The organism is Achromobacter colocynthidis (assembly GCF_057334535.1).
The window spans coordinates 306,413-319,533 of sequence record NZ_JBHFIZ010000024.1; the positions used below are offsets into that span (position 1 = coordinate 306,413).

Genomic DNA, 13,121 nt, shown 5'->3' on the forward strand with positions numbered 1-13,121 from the left:
TAGCGCAAGCGCGGCGAAATTCGCTCTACAATTCCGCCCCATGTCTATCCTCTTCCACGCCTATCCCCTGGCCCGCCCGGCGTTGTTCGCCATGGATGCGGAAACCGCCCACGAAATTACGCTGTCGGGCCTGCAACGCGCGTATGAATGCGGCGCCACGCGCAAGCTGATGCATGCGCAGCCCAAGGCGCCATGCACGCTGATGGGCATGCAACTGGAAAACCCGATCGGGTTGGCGGCGGGGCTGGACAAGAACGGCGCCTATATCGATGCGCTGGGCAACCTGGGCTTTGGTTTTATCGAGGTGGGCACGGTGACCCCGCGCGCGCAACCCGGCAACCCCAAGCCGCGCATGTTCCGGTTGCCGCGCGCCAATGCGCTGATCAACCGCCTGGGCTTCAATAACCAGGGCCTGCCCGCCTTTCTGGCCAACGTGCAACGCAGCCAGTGGCGCAAGCAAGGCGGCATCCTGGGCCTGAATATCGGCAAGAATGCGGACACGCCCATCGAGCGCGCCGCCGACGATTACCTGATCGGCCTGGAAGGGGTGTACCCGCATGCCGACTACGTGACGGTGAATATTTCGTCGCCGAACACCAAGAATCTGCGCGCGCTGCAAAGCGGCGACGAACTGTCGGCACTGCTGGCGCAGTTGGCCGACAAGCGCCGGGCCTTGGAAGACCAGCACCAGCGCCGCGTGCCCATGGCGGTGAAGATCGCCCCGGACCTGACGCAAGAACAGATCGACGCCATTGCCGATACGCTGCCGCGCCACGGCATCGACGGCGTTATCGCCACCAACACCACGCTGTCGCGCGACGCGGTCGCGGGCCAGGCGCACGCCGAAGAAGCCGGCGGCCTGTCGGGCGCCCCGGTGCATGAATTGTCGTTGAAAGTGATACGCCGCCTGAAGGGACAGCTGGGCAACAGCTTGGCAATCATTGGCGTGGGCGGCGTGCTGTCGGGCCAGCAAGCGCGCGAAAAAATGGCTGCCGGCGCGGATGCCGTGCAGCTGTACACGGGCCTGATCTACCGCGGCCCGGCCCTGGTCGGCGAGTGCGTGCGCGCGACGGCAAAACGCTAGACGTCAAAAAGGTGTGCCCCGGGTGCTTCCGAAGTGCGCACTTGGGGCTTCCCGAGTGCACCCAGGGAGTGCTTCCCCTGTGCACCCGGCCAATAGCGCCAGGCAAAAAAAAGGGGCCACCCTGTGGGTGGCCCTAATTCCAGCTCTGCTCTGTCACTCAACAGTACTACATTACTGCGATTTGCGCAGCATCGCGCGCCAAGACTCAGGCGGTGCGACGGCTACGGCTGGCAACCTTGGTGGCGGCATCGGCGGCATCCGTTGCTGCCTTGAAGGTCGCGTTGGCGGCGGCATTCAGGTTCGACTCGGCAACTTCAGCAGCCTGCTTGGCGGCCTTGGTCACGGAATCGTAAGCGCTGGTCGCGGTGGCCAGCGAGGACTTGATCAGGGCGACGGCGCTTTCGGAACCAGCCGGAGCGTTCTTCGACAGTTGGTCGACGGCTTCGCTCAGTTGCTGCTGGCTTTCAGCGATTTGTTCTTCGGTCAGCTTGACCAGGCTGCCTTGCACACCGGCAACGATGTCATACACGTGCTTGGTGTAGGCCATGGCCTTTTCAGCGCCCGGCTGCAGCAGGCCCGAGGCAAACGCGGCGGCTTCCTGCGGATCCTTGACTTCAGAGGCTAGCTGCGACTTCTGGGCGACTTCGTCCAGCGTGGCGCGCACGACCTTCATATTCAGTTCGACCAGCTTTTCAAAGCCAGCGAAAACGGCGGACTGGGCAGCCACGAAAGTGTTGATGCTGGCCTTTTGGCGGTCCAGGACTTGTTGCGGAATTGCGCTCATAGAATGCTCCTTTAGAGGTAGCCGGACGCTTTCCGGCAAGAAGGATTGGTTGTCTGCGACGAGAGATAAAAACGTGCGCGGAAACTGGTACTACAAGCTACCGCCGGCCCGTTTGATGCACTGCACAATTCACATTCTAGACTGGCAGAAATTGTTGTCAAGCAGTTTTTGTGCAACGCAACAAGTATTTGCACTTTAACGGTGCACAGGTTTGCACGTCTTTGATCCTAGACAAGTTTTTCCCATGATTCGGGAAATACCGGACATGACGGCGTATCAATTCTTTTCTAAACTGCTTGCACGCTGATGACAGAAAAAACAAATCATAAATCAGCGGTCAATAACTAAATCGCAGCAAGCAAAACCCTGCAATTGGAGACTTCATGACCCTAATTCCCCGCACGCTTTCGGCCCTGCTCGCGGCCAGCGCCATGTTCGCGGCTGGCGCCGCCCAAGCGGAATATCCGGAACGCCCCATCAATATGGTCGTGCCGTTCGCCGCGGGTGGCCCCACCGACAACGTTGCCCGCTCCCTGGCGGAAGCCATGCGGCCAAGCCTGGGACAGACGGTCGTGGTCGAAAACAAGGGCGGCGCCGGTGGCACCATCGGCACGACGCAGGTTGCACGCGCCCAGCCGGACGGCTATTCCGTCCTGCTGATGCACGCCGGCTTCACCACCGCGCCCTCGCTGTACAAGAACCCTGGCTACGATCCGTTCAAGGGCTTCGAGCCCGTCGGCCTGGTGGTTGATGTGCCCATGACCATCGTCGCGCGCTCGGACTTCCCGCCCAACAACATCAAGGAACTGGCCGACTACGTCAAAAAGAACAAGGACAAGGTGTCGCTTGCCAACGCCGGCATCGGCGCGGCCAGCCATCTGTGCGGCACCATGCTGGTTGAAGCACTCGGCGTCCAGTTGCTGACGATTCCATACAAGGGCACGGCCCCGGCCATGAACGACCTGCTGGGCAAGCAGGTGGACCTGATGTGCGACCAGACCACCAACACCACGCAACAGATCGAAAGCGGCAAGGTCAAGGCCTACGCCGTGACCAGCCTGAAGCGTGTGCCCACGCTGCCCAACCTGCCCACCATGGACGAGTCCGGCTACAAGGGATTCGAAGTGGGTATCTGGCACGGAATGTGGGTGCCGAAGGGCACGCCCAAGCCGGTGGTGGACAAACTGGTCAAGAGCCTGCAAGCCGGCTTGGCCGACCCCAAGTTCCAGGAACGCATGAAGCAGCTTGGCGCCTCGGTGCTGACCGCGGAAGCCAACCCGCAGGCGCTTGAGGCCAAGGTCAAGCAGCAAGTCCCGCAATGGGCCGAGCTGTTCAAGAAAGCGGGCCTTGAGCCCCAATAATGCAGTAGGCAAGAACGAGAAAAGCCCCGCAAGGGGCTTTTCTTTTTCCTCATGGAGGCAAGCTCTGCCCGCTCTATGGCCGCAGGGCTTCCGCGGCCATACCCAAACCATTGAAGCCGGTGGAAACCGAGGGCTCGTAACCCAGCGCTTCGGAAATACTGGCAGCGGTGTCGACCAGCGCCTTGATCCAATCGTCCTGCAAGCGTTCGGCGGGCGCCGAGATGGACAGCCCGGCCACCAGCTTGCCGGTGTCATCAAAAATGCCCGCGGCGATGCAACGCACGCCCAGCTCAAGCTCTTCGTTGTCGCGCGCATAGCCGTGGCGTCGCACCAGCGCCAATTCCCGTTCCAGGCGGTCCAGGTCGGTCAGGCTGTTGCGCGTATGGCCGGCAAGACCGGTACGCAGCGCGTAGGCGCGCACCTGCCGCGTGTCGCCGGTGGACAGGAACAGCTTGCCCGTCGACGTCAGGTGCAACGGCGCGCGCCCCCCGATGGCGCGCACCACCTGCATGCCGGAGCGCTCGCTCCAGGCACGGTCGATATAGACAATTTCATCCCCCTGCTGCACCGACAGGTTGATCGTCTGCCCGGTCAGCTTGTGCAGGGAACGCATGGCCGAAATGGCGGCCTCGCGAACATTCAGACGGCCCTTCACCAATGACCCCAATTCCAGCAGCCGCATGCCCAACTGGTACAGGCCGTTGTCGACGCGCTCAACGTAGCGGCCCACAACCAGGTCATTAAGAATGCGGTGCGCGGTGGACGCATGCAGCCCCGTGGTGGCCGACAATTCCTTCAGCGTGACGGGATCCTGCTGCGCGGCCAGGGCATCCAGCAGACGCATGGCGCGCTCGATCACCTGGATGGCGATGGGATGGCTGGACGCGCCTTCGGTCTCGGCGTCCAAGGGAGTGCGGGGTGTCGAAAGACGGGGCATAGGTTAGATAAGGCTAGCGCCGCAACACCGAAAAAGCCCGGTCTTGCGGCAACGCAGCAAACAGTCCTTTCCCGTATTGTGAAATTTACGACGCCATTTTGCAATGGCTTTTTGCAAGATTTCCTATGCGGCGGCCGGCGGAGCCAGCTTTCCACCCAGCCGCAAGACCTCGGCACGCAGGAACTCAAGCGCCTCGGCAGCACCGACCGGTTCACCCTTCACACCCAGCTCGATATGGGGCGTCCCGCCAGCTTCGCCGACGCTGGGCAAGCTGAACGCGCGCACGTCCGGCCACCGGCTTTCCACGCTGACCATGGCCGGTGTGATGCGTGATTCCGGCATGCTGAACACCAGGAAAGAATGCTCGACGTGGGCCCGCACATGCTGCAGCGCACGATAGCGAGTGTCCAGCGTCCATTCCAGCATCGGCCAGGCCATCACGGGAAAGCCGGGCACGAAGGTGTGATCCTGAATGAAAAAGCCCGGAATGCGGTTGTACGGGTTCGGCACGATCTCGCAGCCTTCCGGGAACATGCCCATCTGCAGGCGCTGCTGGTTCTCGGGCGCGCTCATGTCGGCCGTGCCCTGCCCCTTCTCGGCCATTTCAGCGGTGCGCAAGGCGATGGCTTGCTCGGCTTCCGGGTGCAAGGCCAGCGGCAAGCCCAGGGCGGCGGCCGCCGCCTGACGGGTATGGTCGTCGGGCGTGCCGCCGATGCCGCCACACGAAAACACCACGTCGCCGGTGGCGAAGCTGCGCCGATACGCGGCCACCAAGGTGTCGCGGTCGTCGGGCAGAAACTCGGCCCAGCCCAGTTGCATGCCGCGCGCGCTTAGCAGCTCGACGACTTTCGAAAAATGCTTGTCCTGACGACGGCCCGAGAGGATTTCATCCCCGACGATGATGAGGCCAATGCGGCGGGCGGCGGATTCTGCGGCCATGTCCAATTCCAGAAGGTAAGAAAAGTTGCGGTCAGACGTCGATGACATTGTCCTGGCGCAGGCGCTTGAGCGCGTCCAGCCCGTAGTGGGCGTAAACCAGCGCCGAAAACACCGGCAGGATAATCCAGGCGGGCGGCAAGAGGTTCAGCAGCGAACAGATCAGGCCGATGGTCCAGAAACCGCGATTATTGCGATCCAGGATCAACTTGCGTTCTTCGGGGCTGGCATGTTCGACGATGGCGTCCACGCGCATCATGCGCGAGAACGCGAAGGCCCACCAGAAGATCGACAGGATGATCGCCATGGGCGGCACCAGCCACAAGGGCAGCGTCAGCACCCAGCCGACGGCGAATGCGGCCGACACCCAGACCGCATTCCACACGCTGACCGCCGTTGAGAATTTGCCCCGCCGCGTGACGCTGGCGTATTCGCGCTGCCCCACGTGGCGCAGCACCAGCGGCATCACGAACACCGCGGCAATCGCCAGGCCCAGGATGCCGGACACGGGCAGCAAGATCGCGGCGGCAATGACGGGAATGAGATAGATCTTGAGCGAAAACAAGCCCATGGCGATCATCCATTCGTCGGCCTGGTTGACCATGTCCCAGTGCGATACCTCGGCGCGCAACCAGTCCGTCAACGGCGTCCAGAAGAGGTACAGCAACAGGAACGCGCCAACCAGCGCAATCAGGAAGGGGAGCAACACCGCGAACAGCATCGTCGGGTGGCATTGGGACACCAGGGCGCGCTTGAACGCCTGGCCGACGCTGACGGCGCCGCCGGCCGCGCCAGAGAATCGGCCATTGCCGGGCGTGGCGGTATCAGTGCGCAAAACGGTCATGGGAGCGGAAAAAGGGGGTGGACATCCCGGGTATGATAGTCAAACACGCCCCGATCTGCTCACATGTCTCTACTCGTACCCGGCAACGACCTGGCCGCCCTGCGCGCGCGTCTTGGCACCACCCCCGACACCTGGCTCGTCGCCTGCTTCTGCGCGGCATGGTGCGACACCTGCGAACAGTACAAGCCCAAGCTGCAAGCGCTGGCCGACGCGCTGCCGCAACATGTCTTTGCCTGGATCGACATCGAAGACGACGCCGAATTGCTTGGCGACATAGACGTTGAGAACTTCCCCACTCTGCTCGTGCAGATTGGATCGCGCGTAGTGTTCTACGGCCCCATGCTGCCGCATATCGGGCATCTGGAACGCCTGCTTGAAAGCGTGAACGCAGACAGCCCGCCCGTGGCCACCGAATTACCCGACTTGCCCAAGCTACTGGCGACCTGATTCCCGCGCTGCCGATAAAAAACCCGCAAGGCCTTTGGGCGTTGCGGGTTTTTTCATGCGTACTGGCTGGCGATCAGTTCTTGCGCGAACCGCCCAGCAGTACCGCCACTTGGCGCTTGGGCGCGGACGAACCGCTGTCGTTCTTGGGCGCTTGCTCTTCGGCGGACGTGGCCGAAGGCGAAGGCTCGTAAGGCTTCAGGAAGAAATCGTCCACCGGCTGGCGCGGGCCGCTGGAGGTGTAACCCGAACGACGATCCGACGAACGGCTACCGCGGTCGCCACGGCTGTCACGGCCGCCTTCGCGCCCTTCACGTCCCTCACGCCCTTCGCGCGAGGACGAGCCGGAGCGTTCTTCGCTGCGGCGGTGGCTGCGCGCCACGGCGTCTGCCGGCAGGTCGAGCGTGCCGCGAGGCACTTCGCGCTTGATCAGCTTTTCGATGTCGAGCAAAAACCGTTCTTCGTCGGGTGTGAACAGCGCGATGGCTTCGCCCGAGGCGCCCGCGCGGCCGGTACGGCCGATGCGGTGAACGTAGTCTTCGGCGTTGTACGGCAGGTCGTAGTTGATGACGCACGGCACGCCGGCCACGTCCAGGCCGCGAGCGGCCACGTCGGTGGCGACAAGCACTTCCAGGTCGCCGGCCTTGAAGGCTTCCAGCGCCTTCATGCGGTCCGCCTGCGTTTTGTCGCCGTGGATCGATTCAGCCCTGACGCCATCGCGTTCAAGTTCGCGGGCAAGCCGCGCCGTGCCGATCTTGGTGTTCGAGAACACGATGACCTGCTTCAGCCCGCGCGACTTCACCAGATGCACGACCGCGGCGCGCTTGGCGTCGCTGGGCATCTTGTAGGCGATCTGCGTGATGTTCGTGGCAGTGGCGTTGCGCGCCGCGACTTCGATTTCCACCGGCTGGTTCAGGTACGAACGCCCCAGCTTGCGGATTTCGTTGCTGAAGGTAGCCGAGAACAGCAGGCCCTGACGCTGCGCGGGCAACAGGCGGATGATGCGTTCCAGATCCGGCAAGAACCCCATGTCCAGCATGCGGTCCGCTTCGTCCAGCACCAGAATGCCGACCTGGCTCAGGTTCACGTTCTTTTGTTCAACGTGGTCCAGCAGACGGCCAGGTGTAGCCACCAGGATTTCGCAACCGCGACGCAGCGCTTCTTTTTGCGGACCGATATCCACGCCGCCAAACACCACGGCCGAACGCAGCGGCGTCTGCTTGCTATAGCGCTTGACGCTTTCAAACACCTGGTCCGCCAACTCGCGCGTGGGCGTGAGAATCAGTGCGCGCACCGGGTGCCGCGCAGGCGACGCGCTGGCGTTGGCCAACGGCATCAGGCGATGCAGGATGGGTACGGTGAACGCGGCGGTTTTACCCGTGCCGGTCTGGGCGGCGCCCATGACGTCGCGCCCTTCCACCACGACAGGGATGGCTTGCGCCTGAATGGGCGTCGGAATGGTGTAGCCGGTTTCGGCGATGGACTGCAGCAACAACGGGTGCAGTCCAAAATCGGCAAACGTCGGCGCGGGCGCGTCGGCGGTGGGTGCTACGGATTGAGTGGATTCAGTCATCAGGGTTTGGCAGATACCGGGACCAGTGAAAAAGAACAAAACGAGAGTGCTACATGCACTGCACTACATACGCATCGGGGCAATCTGAATACACGTGGTCGCGTTGCGACGGCACGCAAATTGACGCGAAGCAGATACGGCTTCGCGGGCAATCGGCACCCTGCCATGCAGGCCAGCGGGCGCATTCTGGATTCGATACTTATGAGGGCAGTACCAGGCCCGGATTGCTGTGGATAACTTGGATTTTAGCGCAGGCGCCTTACCACAAGGTCAAACCGTGGTTTCAAGCGGGGGCACGAAGCATCGCCGGGCAATGGGCGCGCCCGCTTCCCGGCGATTCGGAGTGTCCATCAGATGGACTAATCATGATTAAAGACCGGACATCAACCGGCTAACCAGCGTAGTCCCCACAACACCAGCATGCCCGCCACAATAACCAACACGGCGCTGCGGGTACGCAAAAAAACCAGGATGGCGACCAGGCCGGCCACCAATTTGTAATCGAACACCGGGCCCAAGCCCGCCTTCCAGGGCAGCAGGTCGGGCACGACGATGGCGGTCAGCGCGGCGGCGGGCGCATAGCGCAACGCGCGACGCACGCCATCGGGCAAAGGAATGTAGTCGCCAAACAGCATGAAGCCGGCGCGCGTCAACACGCTGCACAAGGCCAGCAACAGGATGGCCGAATAGACGTAGATTTCAGAGGGCCAGAGGGTCATGGGCGCGCCTTGAAGAATCGTTCGGCCCACATGCCGGCCACCACGCCGGCCACGACGGCCGCCGCCAGCCCCAACCGCAAAGGCAGCACCTGCCCCGTCCAGGCGACCACCCCAGCGGCCAGCATGGATACCAGCATCGGCTTGGAACTGGCCAGGGGCACGGTGATTGCCAGCAGCGCCAGCACCGCGGCGAAATCCAGCGACCACCCGGTGGGCACCATGGTCCCTAGATAAATACCCACGATCGAAGACGATTGCCAGACCAGCCAGCCCGGCACGATCGTGCCCAGGAAGAACCACAGCTGGTCGCGCGTGCCGCGTTCGGCCGAATCCCCGTAACGCGGCATGAACAGGACGAAGCCCATGTCGGTGGTGAAGTAGCCCAGCCCCAGGCGCTTGGGCCAGGACAGGTGGCGGAAGTACGGTTGCAATGCCGCGCCGAAGATGATGAAGCGGAGGTTCACCACGAAACCCGCCGCGAAAATCAGCCACAGCGGCGCCCCCGTGGCGATCAGCGGAAGCGACGTCAGTTGGGCCGAACCCGCGTACAGCAGCAGGGTCATGGCCAGCGCCATGGATTCCGTCAGGCCGGACTTGACCATGGCCACACCGGTTACCAAGCCCCACGTCGCGGTGGCGATCAGCGCGGGCACGATGGCGTGGACGCCCGAGCGAAACGCGTTCAGACGTTGCTGGCGAACCGCACCGGGATCTTCGGATTCAGGAAACGCGGATTCAGAGGACAACGGCTGACCCCTGGCGATTCGGACAGGACGACATGGGAACTCTTACGGATTGCGTGGGCCGAATGGCACCACGCCGGTGCGCGAATAGGCCAGTATTGTAACCCCGTCGCTTGATACAATAAGCGCCTGAAATTTCTTGGCTGGTGGCGGCCTGGCGCACTCCAAAATCGGCCGTGGTGAATGGCCGCGTCCCGAAGTACCATCACTGGCTACGTAAGATGCGATCTTAATTCGTCATTCGCGCGGGCGGTCCCAGACCGGCCACCCTGCCCAACCTGCCGTTTATCGGTTTTTTATTCAGGAATATCCATGACCGCTGCTGCTCCGGCCGCCGTCCCCAACGCTCACGAAGTCATTGAAGTCGGCGCTGAAGACCTGCCCGTTTTCTGTCCCGGCCCGAAAGCGCCGCTGTGGAGCATGCACCCCCGCGTCTTCCTGGACGTGGCCCGCACCGGCTCCGCCAGTTGCGCCTACTGTGGCGCGCAGTACCGCCTGAAGGCCGGCACGGTGCTGCACGGCCACCACTAAGCACGCCGACGCCGACCCGCCGCACAACGCCACCGTCACAGCAGCCATGTTTGCCACACCCGAAGAAGCCGAACACGCATTCTACGAAGCCCTCGAACAGGGGGACAGCGTCCGTCTGATGCAGGTGTGGGCCGACGACGAAGAAGTCATCTGCATCCACCCTGGCGGCCTGCGCATCGTCGGACACTCGGCGGTGCAGGAATCCTGGCAACAGGTGCTGTCCAATGGCCCGCTGCACGTACGCCCATTGCGCCCACTGGTCATGCTGAGCATGATGTGCGCGGTGCACGTGCTGGTTGAACAGGTGGCCGTGCGCACACGGGAAGGCATGCAGTTTGCAAACTGCTACGCGACGAACATCTACCACAAGGGCCCAACCGGCTGGCGCATGGTCATGCACCATTCGTCTTCGGCGCCCACGGAAGCCGGGGTGCTCGACTTGCACGACGTACCCGACATGCTGCATTGAATCGGGTGGATTTTTAGTTGGCCGCTGCTCGTCTTGACTCGTCCCCCTGCCCCGTTCCCTCCTGGTTGCCCGGAGGCGACAGCCAGACGGTCTACGCATCCCTGTTCGCGCAATACCATCGGATCGCCTTCGTGCGGGATCGGGTGGACACGCCCGACACCGATTTCGTGGACTTTGACTGGACCGGCCCAGGGCTGTTTCCGCACAAGGCCGCCGATGGCGCGCCCGTCAGCGGACAGGGGCCTGTCGCCAACGGCAAAACCGCCGCGGCGCGCTGGATGACGGCGCCCGACTGGCAGTCCCTGCCGCAGACGCCCGACACGCCCGCGCTGATACTGCTGCATGGTTTGGAAGGCGGCAGCAACAGCCGCTATGCTCAGTCCATCGCCCACTATTTCCGCGCGCGCGGCTGGATCGTGGTGATCGCGCATTTTCGCGGTTGCTCGGGGGTTCCCAACCGGCTGGCCCGTGCGTACTACTCCGGCGATTCCGCCGAAGTCGGCTTTTTGCTGAAAACCGGGCGCGACCGCATACCCCATGCGCGCTGGCACGCGGTGGGCGTTTCGCTGGGCGGCAACGCGCTGTTGAAATACCTGGGTGAACACCAGGAAGACACCCCCTGGTTGACCGCCGCCGCGGGCGTGTCGGTACCGCTGGACCTGGTCGCCTGCGGCAAGACCTTATCCACCGGCATCTTCAACCGGCGCGTGTACACCGCCCATTTCCTGAAGACGCTCAAGCACAAGGTGCTGGAAAAGGCACATCGCTTTCCGGGCTCCATTGACGTGATGCGTATCGCGCACGCCCATGACCTGCGCGAATTCGATGACACCTACACCGCGCCCATGCACGGCTTTCGCAACGCGCTGGATTACTGGACGCGCGCGTCCAGCAAACCCTGGTTGCCCAAGATCTCGGTACCCACACTGGTGCTCAACGCGCGCAACGATCCGTTCATTCCGGCGGCTTCGCTGCCCAAGCCGGAAGATTGCTCGCCTGTGATCTTGCTGCACCAACCCAGCGACGGCGGGCATGCCGGATTTCCCACGGGCGCGTTTCCCGCACATCTGAACTGGTTGCCGCAGCGCCTGGGGCGCTTCTTCGAAACGGGCCTGTAGGGCAACGCGCCCGGCGTTCAGCCGGGCCGCGCGCCTGCCGCGTCAACCCGATTTGAAGCGTTCCAGCAACTGCCGCTCTTCGGCCAGCTTGTCTTTCACTTCCTTGATCTGCACGTCGATCTGCGATTGCTCGTAGAAATCGGTGGACAGCCCGCGCGCCTGCTGCAACTGCGACTCCGCGGCGGCAAACGCGCCGGTCATCACATAAAAGCGCGCCAGGTCGCGGCGCGCCTGCACCGGTCTGCCGTTGCGCTCTTCGCTTTGCGCCAGCATCTGATAAAGACTGGGTTCGTCGCTACCCCATTGCTTGATCTTCGCGCGCAGATAGTCTTGCGCGTCGGCATGGCGGCCATTGCCTTGCAGCGCCTGAGCATAGGCGATGCCCAGCGCCCGCTGGTCGGGCCAGCGCTTGGTGGCCGATTGGGCAAGTTCCAGCGCGCGCGGATAGTCCTTGCGGGCTAATGCGATATCGACGCTGAGCTTGGCAAGCTGAGCGGAATTGCGCCCCCCGGCCGTGGCCAGATTCCAGAGCCGCTCCGCTTCCGTCAGGTTGTTGCGCTGAAACGCCTGCAAGGCCAGCCCATAGTAGGCAGCCGACTGGCGTACGCCGGACAGCGCCTGCGCCTCATCCTGCAATTGCTGGCCGGCCGACCGCAAGCTGACGGCATCGCGCCCCTGCACCACGCGCATCTTGGCGCGTACGTACCAGAAGTCGTCGCTATCAATATGGCGCGAGGGCGGCAGCGAGCGCACGCGGTTCTGCACGTCAGACATACGCTCGATGGACAGCGGGTGGGTGCTGGCCCACGAGCCCCCGCCCGCGCCCTCGTTCAGGCGCGAGGCGTTCATCAGGCGCGAGAACATCTGCGACATGCCTTCGGCGTCGTAGCCCGCCTTGGTCAGCATCTGGAAGCCGGCGCGATCCGCCTCGCGTTCGGCATCGCGTGAAAAACCCAGTTGGCGGTTGATGGCCGCCGCCTGGCCGAACGCCGCGACGCCCATCGCCAGGTTGCCGCCGCCGCCCGCCAGCGCCGCCAGCAGCGCCCCCGCCAGACTGGCCAGCATCACCATGCTGTTCTGGCTCTGCTGCGTCATGCCGCGCGCGATGTGGCGCTGCACGACGTGGCCGATTTCGTGCGCCAGCACAGCGGCCAATTCGGACTCACTGGCCGACGACACAATCAAGCCGGTATTCACACCGATGAATCCGCCGGGCATGGCGAAGGCGTTGATCTCGGGGTCGCGCACGCCGAACATTTCCACCTCGGGCACGGCGCCGGGCGCAAACGCGGCCAACTTGCGGCCCATGGTCGTCAGGTATTGGCTGAGTTCAGGGTCATCGACGTAAGTGGGGTCGCGCCTGCCCTGCGACATGATGGCTTCGCCCAGGCTGCGTTCCAGCATCGGGGAGAGCTCGGCGGCGGATGCCGCGCCCATGGATGGCAGGCCAACCGGTTGCGCCCAGGCGGCAACCGGAATGGAGGGGGCGATCAAGGCGGCGCTCAGGCCGAGAATCGCGCTTCGTTTCGCAATAGCGCAAATGGATGGCATTTTCCTGCGGTTCATAAGCCTATGATA

General features: G+C 63.3%; 14 protein-coding genes. 6 read left to right on the forward strand and 8 right to left on the reverse strand.

Going from position 1 to position 13,121, the window contains the following annotated elements:
- Positions 1-40 precede the first annotated feature (40 nt).
- On the forward strand, positions 41-1,084 hold the full coding sequence (locus tag ACE04A_RS10065) for a quinone-dependent dihydroorotate dehydrogenase (protein WP_448718674.1): 1,044 nt from the start codon (positions 41-43) through the stop codon (positions 1,082-1,084).
- Between the two features lie 205 nt (positions 1,085-1,289).
- On the opposite strand, the gene ACE04A_RS10070 is transcribed toward ACE04A_RS10065, so the two are convergent.
- Positions 1,290-1,868: a phasin family protein gene (locus ACE04A_RS10070; RefSeq protein WP_100852916.1), complete on the reverse strand. Its 579-nt coding sequence runs from the start codon at positions 1,866-1,868 to the stop codon at positions 1,290-1,292.
- 383 nt (positions 1,869-2,251) lie between these two features.
- On the opposite strand from ACE04A_RS10070, the gene ACE04A_RS10075 reads away from it, so the two are divergent.
- Positions 2,252-3,229 (forward strand): tripartite tricarboxylate transporter substrate binding protein BugD, encoded by a 978-nt coding sequence (locus ACE04A_RS10075; RefSeq protein ID WP_259252286.1) that lies wholly within the window; start codon positions 2,252-2,254, stop codon positions 3,227-3,229.
- A gap of 73 nt (positions 3,230-3,302) precedes the next feature.
- Here the strand turns inward: ACE04A_RS10075 and ACE04A_RS10080 are convergent, their stop codons facing one another.
- From ACE04A_RS10080 to ACE04A_RS10090, 3 genes are all read right to left on the reverse strand, one after another.
- The gene (locus ACE04A_RS10080) at positions 3,303-4,166 is read right to left on the reverse strand and encodes an IclR family transcriptional regulator (RefSeq protein ID WP_100852918.1); all 864 of its coding nucleotides are present in this window, start codon (positions 4,164-4,166) and stop codon (positions 3,303-3,305) included.
- Between the two features lie 123 nt (positions 4,167-4,289).
- Positions 4,290-5,105 (reverse strand): competence/damage-inducible protein A, encoded by an 816-nt coding sequence (locus ACE04A_RS10085; protein WP_259252288.1) that lies wholly within the window; start codon positions 5,103-5,105, stop codon positions 4,290-4,292.
- 31 nt (positions 5,106-5,136) lie between these two features.
- A complete protein-coding gene (locus tag ACE04A_RS10090) occupies positions 5,137-5,946 on the reverse strand; it encodes an EI24 domain-containing protein (RefSeq protein WP_259252292.1) in 810 nt (269 codons plus the stop codon).
- A gap of 63 nt (positions 5,947-6,009) precedes the next feature.
- On the opposite strand from ACE04A_RS10090, the gene ACE04A_RS10095 reads away from it, so the two are divergent.
- Positions 6,010-6,393: a thioredoxin family protein gene (locus ACE04A_RS10095; protein ID WP_448718675.1), complete on the forward strand. Its 384-nt coding sequence runs from the start codon at positions 6,010-6,012 to the stop codon at positions 6,391-6,393.
- 73 nt (positions 6,394-6,466) lie between these two features.
- Here the strand turns inward: ACE04A_RS10095 and ACE04A_RS10100 are convergent, their stop codons facing one another.
- The 3 genes from ACE04A_RS10100 to ACE04A_RS10110 all read right to left on the reverse strand — a co-directional run bounded on the left by ACE04A_RS10100 (position 6,467) and on the right by ACE04A_RS10110 (position 9,428).
- Positions 6,467-7,963 (reverse strand): DEAD/DEAH box helicase, encoded by a 1,497-nt coding sequence (locus ACE04A_RS10100; protein WP_279994820.1) that lies wholly within the window; start codon positions 7,961-7,963, stop codon positions 6,467-6,469.
- Positions 7,964-8,346: 383 nt separating this feature from the next.
- Positions 8,347-8,682 (reverse strand): branched-chain amino acid transport AzlD family protein, encoded by a 336-nt coding sequence (locus ACE04A_RS10105; protein ID WP_100852923.1) that lies wholly within the window; start codon positions 8,680-8,682, stop codon positions 8,347-8,349.
- A complete protein-coding gene (locus ACE04A_RS10110; protein WP_167400933.1) occupies positions 8,679-9,428 on the reverse strand; it encodes an AzlC family ABC transporter permease in 750 nt (249 codons plus the stop codon). Before ACE04A_RS10110 ends, ACE04A_RS10105 begins: the two co-directional genes overlap by 4 nt.
- 309 nt (positions 9,429-9,737) lie before the next feature.
- Between ACE04A_RS10110 and ACE04A_RS10115 the strand changes: the two genes are divergently transcribed.
- The 3 genes from ACE04A_RS10115 to ACE04A_RS10125 are packed head-to-tail and all read left to right on the forward strand — an operon-like array spanning position 9,738 to position 11,543.
- Complete coding sequence (locus tag ACE04A_RS10115) at positions 9,738-9,956, forward strand: zinc-finger domain-containing protein (RefSeq protein ID WP_100852924.1); 219 nt, start codon at positions 9,738-9,740, stop codon at positions 9,954-9,956.
- 46 nt (positions 9,957-10,002) lie between these two features.
- Positions 10,003-10,425 (forward strand): YybH family protein, encoded by a 423-nt coding sequence (locus ACE04A_RS10120; RefSeq protein WP_050447305.1) that lies wholly within the window; start codon positions 10,003-10,005, stop codon positions 10,423-10,425.
- 17 nt (positions 10,426-10,442) lie between these two features.
- A complete protein-coding gene (locus ACE04A_RS10125) occupies positions 10,443-11,543 on the forward strand; it encodes a YheT family hydrolase (RefSeq protein ID WP_485820081.1) in 1,101 nt (366 codons plus the stop codon).
- 42 nt (positions 11,544-11,585) lie between these two features.
- Here ACE04A_RS10125 and ACE04A_RS10130 read toward each other — a convergent pair whose 3' ends face one another.
- Entirely contained in the window at positions 11,586-13,109 is a 1,524-nt protein-coding gene (locus tag ACE04A_RS10130) for a M48 family metalloprotease (protein WP_310508927.1), read from the reverse strand.
- Positions 13,110-13,121 lie beyond the last annotated feature (12 nt).